The sequence below is a fragment of the Maricaulis sp. genome (assembly GCF_048270095.1).
Lineage (GTDB): Bacteria > Pseudomonadota > Alphaproteobacteria > Caulobacterales > Maricaulaceae > Maricaulis.
Window position 1 is genome coordinate 131840 of the sequence record NZ_JBLWTL010000001.1, and the last position, 19557, is coordinate 151396.

Here is a 19557-nt window from a genome sequence, read left to right on the forward strand (position 1 = left end):
AGGCCTTGCTCGCGCCGCAATCACACGGCAGTTTGGCGTCATGATTACACACCTGATTTCCGCCCTGCTCCTGCAGGCATCGCCAGCCGCAGCCGATGCGCTGCCGGAACCCGCATCCGTGCAGGCAGAGGCCGTGCAGCCGCAGACCATGCAGCCAGAAGCCGGGCCGGCTGAGACCGCGCCAGCCGGGGCCGCGCAGCCGGCCTTCGACCGCGCCACCGCGATTGCCGACGTCAATACCTATCTCAACGCGATCACTACACTGCGGGCACACTTTATCCAGATCTCGCCCAATGGCAGCGCCGCGCGCGGGATCGTGTCGATCGCGCGTCCGGGACGCCTGCTGTTCGAATATGATGATCCCTCACCAATCCGGGTGATTGCCGACGGCACGACCGTGGCGCTCGAGGATCGGGCCCTGGAAACGGTTGATCGCGTACCTCTGCGCTCGACCCCGCTCTGGTGGTTGCTGAAATCCGATATCGACATCGCCAATGATGCCGAGATCGTCGATATTCGCAGTGAATACGGCTTCCTGTCCGTGATTGTCCGCGACCCGGATGGCGAGATGGATGGTGATATCGAATTTGTGTTTGCCCGGCCAGAACTCGAACTACGCGAATGGTTCGTGACCGATGCCCTCGGCGAAGTCACCCGTGTCAGCCTGCTGGAAACCGAGACGGGTCTGGCATTGAACCCGCGACTCTTCTCAATTCCCGAGCCGGAAAGCCGGCGGGATTCCCGGCGCGGACGACGCTGATCGCTGCGGCATTTTGACCACAGGCAATACCTTTCTAATATTTTATTTGTATATTTTTTCCAGCCGTGGCGTTATTACTACGCTGACTGAGAAGAGATGGATCGGCTTCGTCCCCCCGCTTGCGGATCCAAAACTCAGTTGCGTCGGCTAGATCCCCTCCCGGCGCTGCGACGATACAAATCGCGCACAGCATAGCGCCCGGTCTCTCCCCCCCTTGAGACCGGGCGCTTTTCGTTTCAGCCCAGCCTCATACCGGCATTTCCGCTGTGCAGCCCGCTGATTGGGGGTTAAACAACCGGCATGCAATTTCATGACGATTCCGACGACGTTGATTTCACACGTCTGCTCGAGGAAATTCCCCTGCTCTACAAGGCACGCGCCTTTGCCGAGAGCCTGAACGCCAATACCTGGTTCTCCCGGCTCGGCGAACCGCTTGATCCGCGCGATCGCACCCTGGCCCGGGCTTATCTCGACGGGCTGGGCTTTCCGGAAGCCGAACCGGCCCTGCTGTCCGACTGGAGCGAGGCGGCCATCGCCGCTGAAAGCCTCGATCGCGATCCGGTCGGCTGGGAAGCCGAGGAAATGTTGCGAGCGGGACTGATTACGCGCGTGCTGGAGCGTCTCGACGAGGAAGCCGTCAATGTCGCCTTGTCCCAGGTCGGCAGCAAAACCCATGATTCCTCGCGCGATGCGGTCGAGGAGGCCGCGTCAATCGATGATATCGAGGATATGGAACTCGTCCATGCCGCTGCCGGGGCGCTGGCCCAGGCGGCCAATGGCGCCGCGCTCGTGATCATGGCGGAAGCGGAAGATGAGGATCCTCCTCACCCCTTCCTGGCGCGCTGGCGTCTGTTTGCCCGCGGCCGTTGGCCTGTCGGGCTCGCCGGTGCCAGCTATAATATTCTCTGATCAGTCCGACGAAAGAACACAGCCATGAGCGGTATCTCGATAGCGACCTGGAATATCAATTCCGTGCGTCTGCGCGCACCCAGCGTAGCGGCCTGGGTCGCGGAGGCCGATCCGGACGTATTATGCCTGCAGGAAATCAAATGCCTGAGCGAGCAATTCCCCGAGGACGCTTTCCGCGAGATGGGCTTTCGACATTTTCACGTCCGCGGACAGAAGGGCATGCATGGCGTGGCGATCGCGTCAAAACTCCCGCTCGAGGATCTGCCCGACGAGGATTTATGCCCGCGCTCGGAAGCCCGGCATCAGCGGGTCGGCGTGGCCGGCTTTGAATTGCACAATTTCTATATCCCGGCCGGCGGCGACGAGCCGGATCCGGCGATCAATCCTCGCTTTGCGCACAAGCTGGAATTCCTCGACAAGCTGGAAAGCTATTTCGCCGGCCGCGCGGCGGCGAAGACACCCCTCGTTCTGGTCGGTGATTTCAATATCGCGCCTTATGAACATGATGTCTGGTCGCACAAGCAATTGCTCAAGGTGATCAGCCACACGCCGGTCGAGGTCGATGCCCTGGAACGAATTCGCCAGGCTGGCCGGTTCAGCGATGTCGCGCGCGAACTCATCCCGATGGATGAGAAGATCTACACCTGGTGGAGTTACCGCGCCAAGGATTGGAAAGCCGCCAATCGCGGCCGCCGACTCGACCATATCTGGGTCTCGCCAGAGCTGCATGACCAGGCCGTCGCCGGGGGGCGCGACGCCCTCAAGGTCTGGGATAATGTACGCAGCTGGGAAGAGCCCTCCGACCACGCGCCCGTGGTCCTCGAACTCAAGCTGTAGCAGCCTGCTGTCCGCAAGTCGGCCGGGCCAGGCCCGATAATCCTCAGTGGACCAGTCTATAGCCACCGCTCTCGGTGACCAGAAGGCGGGCATGCGACGGATCGGCTTCGATTTTCTGACGCAGGCGATAGATATGGGTTTCCAGCGTGTGGGTCGTCACCGCCGGATTATAACCCCAGACCTCATGTAACAATTCCTCCCGCGGCACCGCCTTGGCGCCAGCGCGGTAGAGATATTTCAGGATATTGGTCTCTTTCTCCGTCAGACGGACCTTCTTCTGATCCGCCGTCAGCAAGAGCTTCATGGACGGGCGAAATTCATAGGGCCCGACCTGGAAGACCGCGTCCTCGCTTTGCTCGTGGCTGCGCAAATGCGCCCGTACCCGGGCCAGAAGGACAGAGAACTTGAAGGGCTTGGTGACATAGTCATTCGCGCCGGATTCCAGACCGAGTATCTGGTCGGAATCGGTGTTCTGGCCAGTCAGCATGACGATCGGGGCCGTGATGCCGTTCTTGCGCATCAGCCGGCAGGCATCGCGGCCATCCATATCAGGCAGATCAACGTCCAGCAGAATCAGATCGGCGCGTTGATCCCGCGCCGTCGTCATTCCTTCACCAGCGGACCCTGCCGCCAGCGTTTGAAACTCTTCATGTAAATCGAATTGTTCGACCAGGGCTTCGCGAAGGTCATCGTCATCATCGACGATCAGGATGGTTTTTCTTGAGCTCATCTGGCCGATCATGCCGATTTCCCGGCGCAAGGCAAATCCTGCCCACCGGCAAGTCCAACCCGGCAATTTTTGCCGGGTTGCGGGGTTATGCCCTTGTGGCAAGCCTCTGATTTATGGCCTGATTATTGCTTCCATCGGATTGAGTCCGTGCTGCGGACACCCAGCCGTGGTGGGGAAGGCGAAGGGGACGCCAGGCGTGGCCAATGGTCATGATTAGGCGTCCCTCGCCGACCATCCGGCACTGTTCGAGGGCTTGCCATGGACTGGATGGTCTCAGGATCAGGCTCAATGGAGCTGGCCGGCAAACGCGTTCGCGCTGCGCTCGGCCGGGCGGGAATTTGCCCGCAAAACTCAAAGCAGGAAGGCGATGGCGCCACCCCGACTGGCCGCTACGCCCTGCGCCGAATTCTCTATCGCGCTGACCGGATGACGCCGCCAGAGTCAGCCTTGCCATCCCGTCCCATCCGCACCGATGATGGCTGGTGCGACGATCCATTGGACGCTGCCTATAACCGGCCGGTCCGACTGCCTTACGCGGCCTCTCATGAGACACTTTTCCGTGAGGATGGGCTTTATGATCTCATCCTGGTGTTGGGCCATAATGATGATCCCCCCGTTGCAGGGGCGGGCTCGGCGATTTTCCTGCATTGCAAGCGGGGCGATTATGAACCGACCGAGGGCTGCGTCGCGCTTGATCCGGCCGATGTCAAATGGCTGTTGTCAAAGGCGAAGCCGGGCGATGACCTGGTGATCGAGGCCTAGTCGCGGGCGCCGAAAAAGGCCGTGCCGATACGCACCGAGCTCGCACCCAGCGCGATGGCCGTTTCGAAATCAGCACTCATGCCCATGGACAGCTCTTTCAAGCCGTTCTCACGCGCCAGCTTGGCCAGCAAGGCAAAATGCAGACCCGCGGGCTCCGCCGTCGGCGGAATACACATCAACCCCTCGACGCGCAGACCATGCTCACCGCGCATCCGGGCGAGGAATCCGGGCAGCTCTGCCGGCGCGATTCCAGCCTTTTGCGCCTCTTCACCGGTATTGACCTGGACCAGAAGACGCGGTGTCCGGCCCGTCACGGTCATCGCCTTGCGCAGGGCAATGGCCAGCTTGTCCCGATCAAGGGTTTCAATGACATCGAACAGCTCGACCGCGTCCTGGGCCTTATTGCTCTGGAGCGGGCCAATCAGGCGCAGTTCGAGATCGGCAAGACGCGTTCGCCGCCCGGACCAGTGCTCGAACGCCTCCTGGACGCGGTTTTCGCCGAAAACGCGCTGCCCGGCCTCAAGGGCGGCGGCGATGGCCTCATCGTTCTGACGTTTCGAGACTGCGACCAGGCTGATATCGGACGGATTGCGTCCGGCCTGTTGCGCAGCCGCGCCAAGCTGTGCGAGCAAGTGAGTGCGGCGTGCCGCGATATCGGGAGATATATCCATGACGCGGCCATATGATGCACAGCTCGGCTTGGCAAGACTGGCGCAGCGGGTTCGCGGCAGTCTACGCACAGATTTGCCGGCCCTGTTTGCACTGACCGATCCGGTCAGAACCCCGGATCCGCTCGACTTTGCCAGCCGGCTCGCGCCGGGAAGCGGCCTGGTCTTTCGTCATTTCGGCGCACCTGAGCGGTTTCACACCGGAGCGGCACTCGCTGAACTGGCCGCGGCGCGGGGCCTCCATCTCTTCGTCTCGAGTGATTGCGAACTCGCCGATTTGATCGGCGCTCACGGCATTCACTGGCCGGAACGCGATCTGGGCAAGGCCTGGGCGCGGCGGCTGCGCGGAGACCGTCGCCCGTTTACCGCGTCAGTCCATTCGCCGGCCGCCAGCACGCGCGCGGCCCGGGCCGGGATTGACGGTGTGTTTCATTCAACCGTGTTTGCCAGCCAGAGCGCGACGGCCAGCCGCCCGCACGGGATCCACGCTGCAGCCGCCCTCGCACGCAATGTCGACTTGGCGGTCTATCCGCTGGGCGGCGTCAATGCAGACACGGGCCGGCGATTGATCGGATTGGGATTTGCCGGATTTTGCTGCGTCGGCGCCCTGGCCTGAGACTGGAAGTCCCGGAGACTAGAAGCGCAGCGCCGATTCAAACTTGATCTCGGGCTGACGTGCATCGCTTTCCATCAAGCGGAACATCGGGTCTTCCGGAGAAATCAGGCGAACCTGGCCACCAAGGCGAAAACGGTCACCCAGATTGATGAAGGCACCGGCGCTGAGGTCGTTAAGTTCATTGCGGACATCCGGACCTTCCTGGATGCCGACACGAACACCCCAACGACCGCCAGGGGATTCCCAGTCGACGGTGTTTTCCAGATCGAGACCTGGCAGCATGCGCTCATTCATCGACAGGGTGAAAGCTTCGTACCAGGGCGTATCAACGCCGACTGCGTCGACCGGCGCCGCAGACTGGATCTGCGCTTCTTCCGCAGAATCCTGAGCGAAAGCGCCGGGTGCAAGAGTGAGCATTGCCGTTGCGACCGCAGCAGCGATCGCAGTCTTGGTCATCGAGATCCGGCAATTTCCCCACTTGGACATGGAACTACACTCCCTTGGTCCATCAAACTACAGAAAGCGCCCGGACTCCCCAAGCGGATTCTACCGGCGTCGCAAAAGAATCCGTCGAGCTGTGGCGGATATGTCAAAACTGCCAGCCAAGCTCGGCGAAAACTGCAGTTCCGCTGAGCTCGATTTGCGCCCGTCCCAAGGGCGTGGCGACCGGTTCATCCCGGCTGGCCGCCTGGATACCGCCGCCCAGAACCCAGCGCTCGCCAATCAGGCGCGACGCGCTCAATTGCAGGGTCTGACCGTCAACATGGACCAGATCATCGCTGAACCGCGCCAGCTCGAACGCCGTCAGCCAGGCGCCGTATTCATAGGCCGCCGACACCGACCAGGCCTCATAAGCGCCATCAGCGGCGATGCCATTGTTTGACCGCAGCCAGCGCGCGCCGGCACTGACCGGGCCCCGGCTCCAGTGAAAGCCGGCATCCTGCGTCCTCACACCGGTGAAACCGGCTATGCCGGTCGCCTCCGCGCCGTCGCTGAATCCGAGGCTGAAAGCGAATTCATTCTCGCCGCGCAAAATTTCATAGCGGGCGCCAAATTCCCACACATTATCGAATACCGGGCTCACCAGACCAGCCGGTCCGGCCTGCCAGGCGCAATGATCGACACCGCAGTCGCGGATACGGGGGGTGAAGGATGAGGCTATACGTAGAGAACCAACGCTGGACGATTGGCCTATAGCAATAGAGCGGTAGACCAGCTTGAATGCATTGCCAGAGCTGAGATTGCGCGTCCGCGCCCCGCTAAGTCCGGTCAGATCGACCCGGCCGCCATCAGCCCGGCTCAGACGAAAGGCCGACGGTCCGCGCTCCGGATCAAGGTCGGCCGCGCCCGCGCCATAGCCAACGCGAACTTCGCCCCAGCCAATATCAAGGAACCCATAGCCGGATTGCAGGGCAAGCCGTACCCCGCCCCCGGACTCACTCACGCCAGACTGAAAACCGGAAACGCCAGCACGGACAGCCCGCCCCGAGCCCTCGACCAGGGCCGACGCGCAATCAACAGACCCGGCCGGGCAATGACCGACCCGCCCGCCCCAGCCTCGCCGTCCGGAATCCTGCTCGACACGGCCACCCAGGACAAAACCCCAGCGGCGGCCGGAATCCGTAAAGGATTCAAAGGCAAGTTCAGCATCAATGTCGTAGAGAAATTCGCCGGAAGGGGCCGCATCATTGCCGGCAAGCCAGACAGCCCCGATATCAATCCGGACCTCGGCCTGGCCACCATCAGTCGAATTCAAGATCGATTGAGAGAAAGCCGGCGGGCCCGCGAGTGCTCCGGACAGAGCGGCGACAATGATCGCGCTGGAAGTCCGTTTCATACCTCGCGGTCCCGCCGTTCGGCCCCGTCCCCCCGGACGTCGCGCCGTTAATGGATGCGAGAGACCGCCTCCGGTCAAGCGCCACAAACCCTTGAACAATGGGTTCCTGGTCACATGTTGCACACATGCCACGCTCATTCGGGTGCCTTTCAGCGCTGGCGTGACACAAATCGCGTGTTATACACACCTTCCCGATACGCCTGAGCTTGCAAGATTCGAGTGTGTGGGGAGTGTTTTCGCCGTCTTGCATTGAAGGAGTTACGGCACATGTCCGACAGTCGGATTCTCGGTGCGGCCCTGCTTGCCGCCCTCCTGTTTCTCCCTGCCTGTTCAACCCAGGGCAATACCAGCGCCAGCGCTCAAACGGATCAGCGCTCATCCGGCTTCCAGCTGCCGAGCTTGCCGAACCCGCTTCGCAGCAACCGTCCGGTTGAACCGGAAGGTATTGGCGTCAATGGGTATTTGTGGCGCGCCAGCCTGGACACGATCAGCTTCATGCCGCTCTCCGAGGTCGACCCGTTCGGCGGCGTCATCATCACGGACTGGTATGCCAATCCGCAGATGACCACTGAGCGTTTCAAGCTGACGGTCTATATCCTCGATACGCGCCTGCGTGCCGACGCGCTTGCGGTCAATGTGTTCCGCCAGGTTCGCGAAGAGACCGGTGGCTGGATTGATGCAGAGACCAACCCGCAAACCGCCTACGAAATCGAAAACGCTATCCTGACCCGAGCTCGCCAGCTGCGCATCGCGCGACTGGAAGATTAGGGCACCGGGTACGCGGTCAAACGCTGCGAGCCAAGCCTATGAGCCGATACAATCCACGTGAAGCCGAGCCAAAATGGCAGGCGGCTTGGGCGGAGCGTGACTCCTTCCGGGCGGGCGGGCCGAAGGCTCAAAACGGTAAGCCCAAATACTATGTCCTTGAGATGTTTCCCTATCCATCGGGACGCATCCATGTTGGCCATTCGCGCAATTACACGATGGGCGACGTCATCGCCCGCTATAAGCGCGCCCGTGGCTTTGATGTCCTGCACCCTATGGGCTGGGACGCATTCGGCCTGCCCGCCGAGAATGCGGCCCGCGACCGCGGTGTGCATCCTGGAAAATGGACTCACGCCAATATCGACGTGATGCGCGGTCAGCTGCAGCGCCTCGGTCTGGCTCTGGACTGGAGCCGGGAATTCGCGACCTGCGACCCGTCATATTACAAGCACCAGCAAGCCATCTTTCTGAAATTCTTCGAAAAAGAACTGGTCTACCGCAAGACGGCCAAGGTCAACTGGGATCCAGTTGACCAGACCGTGCTTGCCAATGAGCAGGTCATAGACGGCCGTGGCTGGCGCTCCGGTGCCCTGGTGGTACAGCGGGAACTGGATCAGTGGTTCTTCAAGATCACATCCTATGCCGACGAGTTGACCGATGCGCTGGAGACGCTCGACCGCTGGCCGGAAAAAGTCCGTGTCATGCAGGCCAACTGGATCGGGCGCTCCCGCGGTGCGACCGTCCGCTTCCCGCTGACCGAGACTGAAATCGCCGATGAGTTCGGGGCAACGATCGATGTCTTCACCACCCGGCCGGATACCCTGTTCGGCGCCAGCTTCCTGGCTCTGGCCCCTGACCATCCTATCGTGCGCAAGATTGCCGAGGACAATCCGGAGGTCGATGTCTTCATGCGCGAATGCGCCCGGATGGGCACAACCGCCGAAGATATAGAGAAGGCGCCAAAACGCGGTGTTGATCTGGGCATTACTGTACGCCACCCCTTTGATCCAAATTGGGAATTGCCGGTCTGGTCGGCCAATTTCGTGCTGTCATCCTACGGGACTGGTGCGATATTCGGGTCTCCGGCAGGGGATCAGCGCGATCTCGATTTCGCCCGCAAATACGAACTTGCCGTCAATCCGGTCGTGCTGCCAGCAGGCGAGGACGCCGCGAACTACAAGGTTGAGGACGAGGCCTATACCGGGCCGGGGACAATCATCAATTCGCGCTTCCTGGATGGTCTGGACACCGATACGGCACTGCAGCGCGCGATTGCTGAGCTGGAATCTCTGGAACTTGGCGAGGGTTCAACGAGTTACCGTTTGCGCGACTGGCTGGTTTCGCGGCAGCGCTATTGGGGCTGCCCCATACCGATCATCCATTGCAACACTTGCGGTGTCGTGCCGGTACCCTCTGACCAATTACCGGTTGTCCTGCCGGAAGACGTCACCTTCGACCAGCCGAGCAATCCGCTCGAGCGCCATCCGACATGGAAACACACCGATTGCCCGTCCTGCGGCAAGCCGGCGCGCCGCGAGACCGACACGCTCGACACCTTCGTGTGTTCATCCTGGTATTTTCTGCGCTTCACCTCGCCCTGGTCGGAAGACAAGCCGTTTGATGCCGCCGAGGCTGAACACTGGCTGCCCGTCGACCAGTATGTTGGCGGTATTGAACACGCCATCCTGCACTTGCTCTATGCGCGCTTCTTCACCCGGGCGCTGAATGACACTGATTTGCTGAACATGGCGAGCGGCGAACCATTCGCCGGCCTGTTTACCCAGGGCATGGTCACGCACGAGACGTTCAAATCCGGCGATGGCCGCTGGCTGTCGCCCGAAGAGGTCGACCGCAAGCATGATGGTGCGGTGGAAATAGCGACCGGCAAACCCGTCACGATTGGCGGCATTGAGAAAATGTCGAAATCCAAAAAGAACGTCGTCGATCTGGACGCTTTCGTTGAGGATTTCGGGGCGGATGCGGCGCGGTGGTTTGTCCTTTCGGATTCGCCGCCGGAACGCGATGTCGAATATACCGATAGCGGTGTGGAAGGCGTCTGGCGGTTTATCCAGCGCCTCTGGACCGTCGTGATTTCATTGCCCGAGGACGCGCCAGGACCACTGAGTGTCGCGACCAATGTCGAGGGCGACGCCCTAGTGCTGCGCAAAATGGCCCACAAGACGCTGAAAGGCGTCACAGAGGCGATTGAGGGCTTCCGCTTCAACTCGGCCGTCGCACAGATCCACGACCTTGTGAACGCCTTGCGCAAGGCTGAGGACGGTGGTGCCGGCATGATTGAGGCCAGAGCGGAAACGCTCGGCATACTGGCCCGGCTGATTTCGCCCTTCATCCCACATCTGGCTGAAGAATGCTGGCACAGACTGGGCGGTGAAGGCCTGGTGATCGATGCGCCATGGCCGGACGTCGATCTCGACGTGCTGGTCGAGACTGACCTGGTTTTGCCTGTCCAGGTGAATGGCAAACGGCGTGGCGAGATCTCGGTTCCCAAGGATCTGGATCAGGAAAGCGTCAAACAATTGGCCATTTCCGAAGAAGGGGTGGCGCGTTCGCTCGAAGGGCTTACGATACGCAAGGTGATCGTGGTTCCAGGTCGCATCGTGAATATCGTCGCAGGATAAAATCAAATGCGCCCTTTGCGTCTCGCACTCTCCACTCTGCTCCTGATCGCCTCTGCCGGGCTGTCGGCCTGCGGTTTCACGCCCATGTATGGCACCAACGGGGTTTCCAGCGAGCTGGCCGATATTCGTGTCGAAACCGGGCGCGAGCGGGTCGACTTCCGTCTGCAGGAAGCGCTGCTGGACGGCATGGGCGCCCGATCGGCGTCCGGGCCCTACACCATCCGCGCCACGACGAGTGTGACATCAACCCCGTTTGGCGTCGGTGCCGACGCCATTGCCAGCCGCTACGCCCTGCGCATCACCGTCAATTGGCAGCTATATCAAGACGGAACGATTGATCCCGTCATGACCGGCGTCGCGCGGAGCGATGCGTCCTATGATGTTCCCGCCGGCGTCTATGGAGCTCTGGCTTCAGAGGCAGATGCCGAGGATCGCGCCATCAATATCGCGGCTGATCGCATCATCACGCAACTGGCGCGGGCGATGCAGGACGGGCAGGCGTGGTAAAAACATCGCCACGCGATGCCGATGCGCGCATCGCGCGTCCCGACCCTGCAATCAAGGCCTATCTTGTCTTCGGACCCGACCGCGGCCTGGTCCATGAACGCGCCGATGCCCTGGCCAAAGCTCTGGTTCCCGACCCGAATGACCCGTTCGCGGTCACCCAGCTGACCGAAGACGACCTCAAATCCGATCCCGCCAGCCTGTCAGACGCGATGGCGGCGATGTCGCTGACCGGTGGGGCACGGCTGGTGCGCGTGCGCTTGTCCGGCGAGACTGGCAGCGGCCCCATCCTGGAGCTCGTGGCGGCGCTCGAAAAGGGTCAGGCCCAGGCAGAAGCGTGTCTGGTGGTCGAATCCGGCGATCTCACCCCCCGCGGGAAGCTGCGCAAACTGTTTGAGCCAGCCAGGTCGGCGATGGCTATCGCCTGCTATGCCGACTCAGCGCAATCACTGGCGGATATTGCCACCAAAATGCTCGCCGAAGAGGGCCTGAGCCTCACGTCCGACGCTCGATCAGCCTGGCTGCCACGGCTGGAAGGCGATCGGGCCTTCGCGCGGGGAGAGATTGAAAAACTTATTCTTTTCAAAGGCCTGAAAAGCCAGCGGGCGCCAGGCGATGATCGTGTTGAGCTCATTGATGTCGAAATGATCGCTGCAGACCAGGGCGATGCCGCGCTCGACGCGATTATCGGTCCTGTGCTGGATGGCTCAATGTCGGTGGCAGACAGCGCCTATGTCCGCGCCCTGGGCGGCGGCGCCAGTGCTGTGGGCGTATTGCGAGCCCTTCAGCGCCGCCTGGACCAGCTCGGCTCGGTTGCCGCTGCAGGCGGGGATGAAACGGCCATGGCCCGCAGTGGTGCACCACGTTACGGCCCGCAGGCCGCACAATTTCGCGGTCAGATGCAGATCTGGCGGGGGCGCAGGCTCGATGCAGCCCGCCAATTGGCCTTTGATGCCGAGCGAGCCGTCAAGCGGTCCGCCAGTCCGGCTGATACCCTGGTCGGTGACCTTCTACTGCGTCTGGCACGCGGGGCCGCGCGTATGCGGGCCTGACGGGCTTTTAGTGTTCGGCTGAACTGAGCCGCCGGCAGACATCATCAAGCTGCTCCAGCGTCGTATACCGGACGCGAACCTCGCCGCCATTGCTGCCATGCCGGATATCAACATCCAGTCCGAGACGGGCCGAGATATCGGCCTCGAGCGAACGCGTGTCAGCATCCTTGTCAGCCTCACCCTTGGCAGGAGATTGGCGGCGGGACGGGGCCGGCCGGTCCAGAGCCTGGCGTGCGAGAGCTTCAGCGTCACGAACAGAAAGACCCTTATCAACAATGAGTTGGGCGAGACTTGCTGGATCGGGCGCCGTCGCAATTGCGCGGGCATGTCCGGCGGAAATCTGGCCCTCGGCCAAGTTTGTCAGGACGATGGCAGGCAGGGAAAGCAGGCGCACCATATTGGCAATATGGCTACGGCTCTTGGACACGGCGCGCGCTATGTCTTCCTGTGTGTGGCCGTAACGATCAATCAGCTGGCGATAGGCCTGGGCTTCTTCAACCGGATTGAGATCAGCCCGCTGGACATTCTCGACAATGCCGATTTCCAGCGTCTCCTGGTCGGAGAGGTGGCGAACAAGGGCAGGCACTTCATGCAGACGTGCCCGTTGTGCAGCCCGCCAGCGGCGCTCGCCCGCGACAATTTCATAAGCCTCGCCCTGCCCTTTGGCTGGACGAACCAGGATTGGCTGGACGATACCCTTTTCGGCGATCGAGGCTGCGAGCGCCTCCAGTTCGGCCTCTGCCATGGCCTTGCGAGGCTGGTCGGGATTCGGGCGGATCAGTTCGATCGCCAACATCCGGACACCATCCCGTGAAGCAGGCGTCGGGCTGCCTTCAGACGGCGCGGTTTCAAAGGATTCGCCCTCGGTTTCACCGAGGAGAGCCGAGAGTCCGCGGCCGAGGCGGCGATTCTTGTCAGTTCCGGTCATGCCACTTCACCCTGTTTCAGCCGGCTACGGCTACGTTCCTGACGGACAATTTCGCGGGCCAGGCCGAGATAGGCCTGGGACCCTGTGCAGGCTAGGTCATACAGCAGAACAGGCTTGCCGACGGATGGCGCTTCGGAGACGCGCACATTGCGCGGGATCACCGTCTTGTAGACCGTATCGCCAAAATGACCGCGCACATCGGCCGCAACTTCGGCGGAGAGATTATTGCGGGAATCATACATGGTCAGCACGATGCCCTGGATCTCCAGCTTCGCATTCAAATGTCCACGGACGCGTTCAACCGTGCGAATGAGCTGGGTCAGCCCTTCAAGGGCGAAGAATTCGCACTGGAGCGGCACGAGAATGGAATCGGCCGCCGTCATGGCATTGACTGTCAGGACGTTGAGTGATGGCGGGCAGTCGATCAGGATATAATCGAAACCGTCTGATTCATGTTGCAGGGCTTGAAAATACTGGTCCACGGCGCGCTTGAGACGGTAGGACCGCCCCTGATCGGTCGCCAGTTCAAGCTCGGCGCCTGACAGGAGCACGTCGGATGGAAGAATGGACAGGCCCGGTACCAGCGTCGGCACCAGGGCCTCGCGTAGTGGGATATTGCCGACCAGAACATCAAAGGATGTCGTTGTCCGCCGCGCCGGCGGGACGCCGAGTCCGGTCGACGCATTACCCTGGGGGTCGAGATCAATGATGAGAACGTTCTGCTTCACCGCCGCCAGTGCGGTGCCCAGATTGATGGCGGTTGTGGTCTTGCCGACCCCGCCTTTCTGATTGGCGATAGCGATCACACGGGGCGCACGCTGGCGCGGAAGATCATCGGACACGCTGTACCTCACTGATACGCAGGATCACACCATCACCGGTCTGACTGGGTATGACTTCGGTTTCGAATGTCCAGTGTTTATGGGCCTCGGTCAATTCGTCACGGTAGTGCCGACCCTTGAAAAACAGGCCGACAGTCCCGCTTTTCAACAACGGGGCGGCGAAACCCAATAATTTATTCAAGGGCGCAAAGGCGCGGGCCGTGACGATTTCAAAGCCCTCGGACGGGTCCATCGCCTCGACCCGAATCGCTCGCGCCTCGGCTGCCACGCCCAGTTCGCCAATCACGCGATTGAGGAATGCGGTCTTCTTGGCCACGGAATCGATCATGACGATGCGGGTCTGGAGCCCGCGATCGCGACAGGCCAGGGCCAGCGCCAGCCCCGGGAAGCCGGCGCCGGCTCCCAGATCGGCGATGCGGCGCGTCCCGGACGGGATGAGCTGCATCAGCTGGAGACTATCGAGGGCGTGCCGCTCCCAGAAATCGTCCAGCGTTGACCGGCCGACCAGATTGGTATGGGCATTGGCGTCCACGAGGAGCTCGCGCCACCGATCAAAACCCTGCGCTGTTTCACGTGAAACACCGGTGGCCGCTTCAAATTCGTCCCGGGTCAATCAGCTTGCCTCTCTCTTCTGGCGCTTCACATGCGCCAGCACCGCCGTCAAAGCCCCGGGCGTCACGCCCTCAAGGCGCGCGGCCTGGCCCAATGTGTCCGGCTTGGAGGCGATCAATCGCTCGCGCGCCTCGTTCGACAGTCCGCCAACGCTGGAATAGTCCAGATCTGCGGGTATTTTGACGGCTTCATCGCGCCGGAAGGCGAGAATATCGGCCTGCTGGCGATCGATATAGCCGGCATAGACGGCGTCGATTTCCATCTGCTCCGCGACCTGCCCGTCAAACTCGGACAATTCCGGCCAGATCGCCCGGACATCAGCCCAGGCAATGGCCGGATAGGCCAGCAAGTCGGCGACCGTGCGCCGGCGGCCATCGGAATTCACCGTCAGGCCATGCCGTTGAGCTTCCGGGGGTGTAATATCGAGCTCGGCGACCCGCTGCCGGGCACGGGTCAGTTTTTCCTGTTTCACGTGGAACATATCGCGCCGCGTCGCTGACACGGCGCCGAGTTCAATCGCCTTCGGTGTCAGCCGCTGGTCGGCATTATCAGCGCGCAGGATGAGCCGGTACTCGGCCCGCGAGGTGAACATGCGATAGGGCTCGCTCACACCGCGCGTCACCAGATCGTCGATCATCACGCCGATATAGGCCTCGGAGCGGCTGAGAATGAAAGGTGCGCTGCCCGCCGCTGACAGGGCGGCATTGAAGCCGGCGACAAGACCTTGCGCCGCTGCTTCCTCATAGCCGGTCGTGCCATTGATCTGCCCGGCCAGCCAAAGACCGGCGACCGCACGGACCTGGAGCGTGGTATCGAGCTCGCGTGGATCGACATAATCATACTCGATCGCATACCCATACCGCTTGACCTCTACCTGTTCGAGGCCGGGAATGGTCCGCAGGAACGCGTCCTGAACCGCATCCGGCATCGAGGTCGATATCCCGTTCGGGTAGACGGTGTCATCGTCGAGACCTTCAGGTTCGAGGAAAATCTGGTGTTCGGACCGATCGGCGAAACGCACGACCTTATCCTCGATCGAGGGGCAATAGCGCGGCCCCCGCCCTGCGATCGAACCGCTATAGACGGCCGAATGCTGGAGATTGTCGGCGATCACGCGGTGGGTCGCCTCGGTCGTATGGGTGATGGCGCAACTGATCTGGGGCACTGTGATGCGGTCAGTCAGGAAGGAAAACGGTACCGGTATTTCGTCGGCCGCCTGTTGGTCCAGATCATTCCAGGCAATGGAGGATTTGCGCAAACGCGCCGGCGTCCCGGTCTTCAACCGGCCCATCCGCAAGCCGAGACCATAGAGCGTCTCCGCCAGACCGATCGATGGTTTCTCATCAACCCGGCCAGCCGGAATACGCTCCTGACCGCGATGGATCATGCCACGCAGAAACGTCCCGGTGGTCAAGACCACACTGGCCGCCCGATAGGCCTGGCCCGCAGCATCAATCACTCCAACGCAGCGACCGCCTTCCAGGATGAGATCCTCCACCGGTGCGGCGAGGATTTCGAGATTGGGTGTCTCGTTGAGCACGGCCTGCATGGCCTGGCGATAGAGTTTGCGATCAGATTGGGTACGCGGCCCGCGCACGGCCGGCCCCTTGGACCGGTTGAGCAGCCGGAACTGGATCCCCGACGCGTCAGCGACCAGGCCCATAACCCCGTCAAGCGCATCGATTTCCCGGACCAGATGTCCTTTGCCCAGACCGCCGATCGCGGGGTTGCAGGACATCTCACCAATGGTCTCAAGCTTGTGCGTCAGCAGCAGCGTGCGCGCGCCAAGCCGTGCCGACGCTGAAGCCGCTTCGCAACCGGCATGGCCGCCGCCGATAATTATGACGTCCCAGGATTTCATGATCACTCTTCCGGTCGCGGATCAGATTGCCGCGAAGCCCGCTACATAGGGCTGCCAACGCCCGGAGTCGAGCCGCAGCGCCCAGTGTTTCACGTGAAACAGACTCGCTAAACCCTATTTCCCGATACAAAACTGGCTGAAAACCCGGTCGAGAATATCCTCGACATCAACCCGGCCAGTCAGCGATCCCAGGGCTCGCACCGCAAGTCGGGCATCCTCACCCGCCAATTCCGGGGCATCGGCGAGCCGCTCCCGGCAACGGACCAGGGCGTTCTGCGCTGCTTCCACCGCCTGGCGATGGCGAGCGCGGCTGAGCGCCGGCAGTTCGCGCGCGCCCAGACGTTCGCGGACGATCGCTTCGATGCGCGCTTCCAGGGCATCAATCCCGGCGCCGGTGCTGGCGCTGACCCGGAACCCCGACCCGCCCTTCAGATCCGGCACGAGATCGCGCTTGTTCAGGACCAGCAAGTCCCCATCCAGCAGACGGCCCTTCAAATCGAGCAATTCAGCCTGGGACCGGGCGTCAGCGACACCAATCCGCAGATCCGCATGCTCCGCCCGGTCGAGCGCCCGGCGCACACCCTCCGCCTCAATGGCATCAACGGCTTCGCGGAGCCCGGCCGTATCGCTGATCACCACCGGAAAACCCGCCATGGTCAGCCGCACTTCGACAATATCGCGCGTCGTACCGGGGATATCGGTCACAATCGCTGCGTCCCGACCGGCCAGCCGGTTGAGCAGGCTCGACTTGCCGGCATTGGGCGCACCAATCAAGGCAATCGAAAACCCGTTTCGCACGCGTTCGCCACGTCGGCCGTCAGCCAAATGCATCTCGATCGAGCTGAGCAAAGCCGAAACCGGCTCATAGGCGCGATGCGACAAGGCGTCGGGCACATCCGCTTCATCGGGAAAATCAATCTCGCCCTCAATCGAGGCGAGCACCGCAATCAAGGCCTCACGCCAGCCCTCATAGAGAAGCTTCAACGAGCCCGACATCTGCGCCAGCGCCTGTTTGCGCTGCCCCTCGGTCTCGGCCTCGATCAGGTCTGCCAGGCCTTCGGCTTCCGTCAGATCGAGCTTGTCATTTTCAAAGGCGCGCCGGGTAAACTCACCGGCTTGCGCCAGCACGCCCCCGGCCGCATCGATCGCCCCGATGGCGCCATCGATCACCGCGGCACCGCCATGCAGATGAAGCTCGACGCAATCCTCACCGGTAAAACTGGCGGGGCCGGGAAACCAGAGCACAAGCGCCTGGTCAAACACGTCGCCATCCGGCGCCCGCAAATAACGCAGGCTCGCCTGGCGCGGCGCGGGAAGCGGTCCGCGCGCCAGAGCGGTCAGGATATCCCCGGATCGGGGCCCGGAAAGCCGCACGACGGCAACCCCGGACCGTCCAGGTGGGGTAGCGAGGGCATAGATAGTTGTTTTCACGTGACTATTTCTTGTTCCCAGTAGCTGGTGTCACGGCCGCCTGGCGCATCAGATTCATGAAAGTATCGCTCATCTGTCCGCCATAGGTGGTCCATTGCCGCATCAGGGCATCGGGCTCAAGCGAGCCCATATTCGCCTCCATCCGGCGAATCATCTCTTCAGAAAAGCGTTCATTGAGCGCCGTCACATCCGGCAGGCCGAGAAAGGCCCGCGCCTCGGCCGGCGTGCAATCAATTTCAACATTGACCTTCATCATGATCTCCCAAAATATTCTACTCAGCTTATCGCATGAAATGGAGGCACGCCATGAGTGGCCAGGACATAGAGATCGAATCTGACGATGGCAATTTCTCGGCCTATCTCGCTGTACCTGCTTCAGGTAGCGGCCCCGGCGTCCTCGTCCTGCAGGAAATTTTCGGCGTCAACGCCTCCATGCGGGCCATTTCGGACTGGCTCGCGGCGGAGGGCTTCACAGCCCTGTGCCCGGACTTGTTCTGGAGAATTGAGCCCGGAATCCAGATCACCGACAAGACCGAAGCCGAACTCAACCGCGCCTTTGAACTCTTCGGTCTGTTCAACCAGGACACCGGATTGCAGGATATTCGCACCAGCCTGTCCGCATTGCGCAGCCTCGACGCCTGTACCGGGAAGGCCGGCGCACTTGGCTATTGTCTCGGCGGACTACTGGCCTACCGAACCGCCTGCCACACGGACAGCGATGCCAGCGTCGGCTATTACGGCGTCAGCATCGAGGACAGGCTTGCCGAGGCGGCCGGGCTCAGCGCGCCCCTGATGCTACACATTGCCGGCGCCGATCAATTCGTCCCGCCAGCAGCCCAGACCCGTCTGCATGAGGGCCTCGGTTCAAATCCGCTCATCACCCTGCATGATTATCCAGGCAAGGAACACGCTTTCGCACGTCCCGGCGGAAAACATTACGCTGCTGAAAGCGCAGGGCTCGCCAATCAACGCACGCTGGACTTTCTCCACCGTCATCTGGATTGAGCGAGCCGGGCGCGAAACCGGAAGCGCTAGTCCCTCGAACTCGCGATCGCCCAGCCTTCACGCGCCGTCATACGATCAAAATAGGCTTTCAGATTGTCCGGCGCGTCCCCGAATTCACGGATCAATTTGAGAAGATAGAACATATAGATCATTGAGATATCGGCCGCCGTGAAGCGATCTCCGGCGATGAATTCCCGATCCGCAATACCGTGTTCAGAGGCAAAGCCGAGCAATTTCCCCGTTTCATGCCGCGCCCAGGCCGCCAGGTTTGGATCCCGCTTGCCCTCAGGCAAAAGCTGGGTGTGAGCCAGCAGGAGCGAGACCGCCATGGTCATCCCGCTCTCGCCAAAATTCAGCCAGTGCAGATAGCGGCCATAATCCGCTTCATCCGGCCTGATCTCGCACGCACTCGGGCCATAGCGCCCCAGCAGATATTGCATGATCGCGATGGAATCGAGCACGACCTCATCGCCGTCCTGCAGCGCCGGAACCTTCCGCAAGGGGTGGATCAGCCCATAGGTCTCATCCCCGGCCGGACGTGTCGCAAATTGCACGGTGTGCAAATGATAGGGCAGCTGCATCTCTTCCAGCAGCCAACGCACACGGATGGACCGGGTTTGCGGGGCATGAAAAAGCGTCAAATCGGGTTTGCGCGACACAGGACAATCCTCCAGAAAACTCAGACCGGATCCAAGCGCCAATCAGGCACCAAGCCCAGCCCAAAGTTTCGTATCGCTGTGATCCGCGATCCGCTCCGAAACAGCCGCGCGCCAGACACCTGGGTGTGCCCGGCTCGGAT

The 19557-nt window shown here is 61.6% G+C and carries 21 protein-coding genes; 10 read left to right on the forward strand and 11 right to left on the reverse strand.

Features of this window, described 5'->3' with window-relative positions; genetic code table 11:
* Positions 1-40: 40 nt before the first annotated feature.
* From ACN0YJ_RS00665 to xth, 3 genes are all read left to right on the forward strand, one after another.
* Positions 41-760 (forward strand): LolA family protein, encoded by a 720-nt coding sequence (locus ACN0YJ_RS00665; protein ID WP_417495038.1) that lies wholly within the window; start codon positions 41-43, stop codon positions 758-760.
* Between the two features lie 300 nt (positions 761-1060).
* The gene (locus ACN0YJ_RS00670; protein WP_417476522.1) at positions 1061-1669 is read left to right on the forward strand and encodes a hypothetical protein; all 609 of its coding nucleotides are present in this window, start codon (positions 1061-1063) and stop codon (positions 1667-1669) included.
* Between the two features lie 24 nt (positions 1670-1693).
* Positions 1694-2506 (forward strand): exodeoxyribonuclease III, encoded by an 813-nt coding sequence (gene xth, locus ACN0YJ_RS00675; protein ID WP_417495039.1) that lies wholly within the window; start codon positions 1694-1696, stop codon positions 2504-2506.
* A gap of 43 nt (positions 2507-2549) precedes the next feature.
* Here the strand turns inward: xth and ACN0YJ_RS00680 are convergent, their stop codons facing one another.
* A complete protein-coding gene (locus tag ACN0YJ_RS00680; protein ID WP_417476750.1) occupies positions 2550-3236 on the reverse strand; it encodes a response regulator transcription factor in 687 nt (228 codons plus the stop codon).
* Positions 3237-3494: 258 nt separating this feature from the next.
* On the opposite strand from ACN0YJ_RS00680, the gene ACN0YJ_RS00685 reads away from it, so the two are divergent.
* Positions 3495-3998 carry a L,D-transpeptidase family protein gene (locus ACN0YJ_RS00685; protein WP_417495040.1) on the forward strand — a complete coding sequence of 168 codons (504 nt, stop codon included), beginning with the start codon at positions 3495-3497 and terminating at the stop codon, positions 3996-3998.
* Here ACN0YJ_RS00685 and ACN0YJ_RS00690 read toward each other — a convergent pair.
* On the reverse strand, positions 3995-4669 hold the full coding sequence (locus tag ACN0YJ_RS00690; RefSeq protein ID WP_417495041.1) for a YggS family pyridoxal phosphate-dependent enzyme: 675 nt from the start codon (positions 4667-4669) through the stop codon (positions 3995-3997). The two genes, ACN0YJ_RS00685 and ACN0YJ_RS00690, sit on opposite strands and share 4 nt — an antisense overlap.
* Here ACN0YJ_RS00690 and ACN0YJ_RS00695 point away from each other — a divergent pair.
* Positions 4668-5282: a thiamine phosphate synthase gene (locus tag ACN0YJ_RS00695; RefSeq protein ID WP_417495042.1), complete on the forward strand. Its 615-nt coding sequence runs from the start codon at positions 4668-4670 to the stop codon at positions 5280-5282. The two genes, ACN0YJ_RS00690 and ACN0YJ_RS00695, sit on opposite strands and share 2 nt — an antisense overlap.
* A gap of 18 nt (positions 5283-5300) precedes the next feature.
* On the opposite strand, the gene ACN0YJ_RS00700 is transcribed toward ACN0YJ_RS00695, so the two are convergent.
* Positions 5301-5768 carry an NtrZ family periplasmic regulatory protein gene (locus tag ACN0YJ_RS00700; RefSeq protein ID WP_417476527.1) on the reverse strand — a complete coding sequence of 156 codons (468 nt, stop codon included), beginning with the start codon at positions 5766-5768 and terminating at the stop codon, positions 5301-5303.
* Between the two features lie 103 nt (positions 5769-5871).
* Positions 5872-7119 (reverse strand): hypothetical protein, encoded by a 1248-nt coding sequence (locus ACN0YJ_RS00705; RefSeq protein ID WP_417495043.1) that lies wholly within the window; start codon positions 7117-7119, stop codon positions 5872-5874.
* A gap of 267 nt (positions 7120-7386) precedes the next feature.
* On the opposite strand from ACN0YJ_RS00705, the gene ACN0YJ_RS00710 reads away from it, so the two are divergent.
* From ACN0YJ_RS00710 to holA, 4 genes are read left to right on the forward strand one after another with little or no spacing between them, the layout of a single operon-like run.
* The gene (locus tag ACN0YJ_RS00710) at positions 7387-7887 is read left to right on the forward strand and encodes a DUF3576 domain-containing protein (protein WP_417488922.1); all 501 of its coding nucleotides are present in this window, start codon (positions 7387-7389) and stop codon (positions 7885-7887) included.
* A 38-nt stretch (positions 7888-7925) separates the two neighbouring features.
* Positions 7926-10523, forward strand: a complete 2598-nt coding sequence (leuS, locus tag ACN0YJ_RS00715) for a leucine--tRNA ligase (RefSeq protein ID WP_417495044.1) — start codon at positions 7926-7928, stop codon at positions 10521-10523.
* A gap of 6 nt (positions 10524-10529) precedes the next feature.
* A complete protein-coding gene (gene lptE / locus ACN0YJ_RS00720) occupies positions 10530-11030 on the forward strand; it encodes an LPS assembly lipoprotein LptE (RefSeq protein WP_417495045.1) in 501 nt (166 codons plus the stop codon).
* On the forward strand, positions 11024-12079 hold the full coding sequence (gene holA / locus ACN0YJ_RS00725; protein ID WP_417495046.1) for a DNA polymerase III subunit delta: 1056 nt from the start codon (positions 11024-11026) through the stop codon (positions 12077-12079). The genes lptE and holA overlap by 7 nt, the downstream gene beginning before the upstream one ends.
* A 7-nt stretch (positions 12080-12086) precedes the next feature.
* Here the strand turns inward: holA and ACN0YJ_RS00730 are convergent, their stop codons facing one another.
* The 6 genes from ACN0YJ_RS00730 to ACN0YJ_RS00755 form a co-directional block, all read right to left on the reverse strand.
* A complete protein-coding gene (locus tag ACN0YJ_RS00730) occupies positions 12087-13007 on the reverse strand; it encodes a ParB/RepB/Spo0J family partition protein (RefSeq protein ID WP_417495047.1) in 921 nt (306 codons plus the stop codon).
* Positions 13004-13849 (reverse strand): ParA family protein, encoded by an 846-nt coding sequence (locus ACN0YJ_RS00735; protein WP_417476534.1) that lies wholly within the window; start codon positions 13847-13849, stop codon positions 13004-13006. The genes ACN0YJ_RS00730 and ACN0YJ_RS00735 overlap by 4 nt, the downstream gene beginning before the upstream one ends.
* Positions 13839-14462, reverse strand: coding sequence for a 16S rRNA (guanine(527)-N(7))-methyltransferase RsmG (rsmG, locus tag ACN0YJ_RS00740; protein ID WP_417488926.1), 624 nt, complete (start codon positions 14460-14462; stop codon positions 13839-13841). Before rsmG ends, ACN0YJ_RS00735 begins: the two co-directional genes overlap by 11 nt.
* Complete coding sequence (gene mnmG / locus ACN0YJ_RS00745; RefSeq protein WP_417495048.1) at positions 14463-16322, reverse strand: tRNA uridine-5-carboxymethylaminomethyl(34) synthesis enzyme MnmG; 1860 nt, start codon at positions 16320-16322, stop codon at positions 14463-14465. It abuts the gene before it with no gap.
* A gap of 114 nt (positions 16323-16436) precedes the next feature.
* A complete protein-coding gene (gene mnmE, locus ACN0YJ_RS00750; protein ID WP_417495049.1) occupies positions 16437-17753 on the reverse strand; it encodes a tRNA uridine-5-carboxymethylaminomethyl(34) synthesis GTPase MnmE in 1317 nt (438 codons plus the stop codon).
* Between the two features lie 4 nt (positions 17754-17757).
* Positions 17758-18006 carry a DUF6489 family protein gene (locus ACN0YJ_RS00755; protein WP_417476751.1) on the reverse strand — a complete coding sequence of 83 codons (249 nt, stop codon included), beginning with the start codon at positions 18004-18006 and terminating at the stop codon, positions 17758-17760.
* A gap of 53 nt (positions 18007-18059) precedes the next feature.
* Between ACN0YJ_RS00755 and ACN0YJ_RS00760 the strand changes: the two genes are divergently transcribed.
* Complete coding sequence (locus ACN0YJ_RS00760) at positions 18060-18758, forward strand: dienelactone hydrolase family protein (RefSeq protein WP_417495050.1); 699 nt, start codon at positions 18060-18062, stop codon at positions 18756-18758.
* Between the two features lie 26 nt (positions 18759-18784).
* Here the strand turns inward: ACN0YJ_RS00760 and ACN0YJ_RS00765 are convergent, their stop codons facing one another.
* Positions 18785-19417, reverse strand: coding sequence for a glutathione S-transferase family protein (locus ACN0YJ_RS00765; protein ID WP_417495051.1), 633 nt, complete (start codon positions 19415-19417; stop codon positions 18785-18787).
* Positions 19418-19557: the final 140 nt, after the last annotated feature.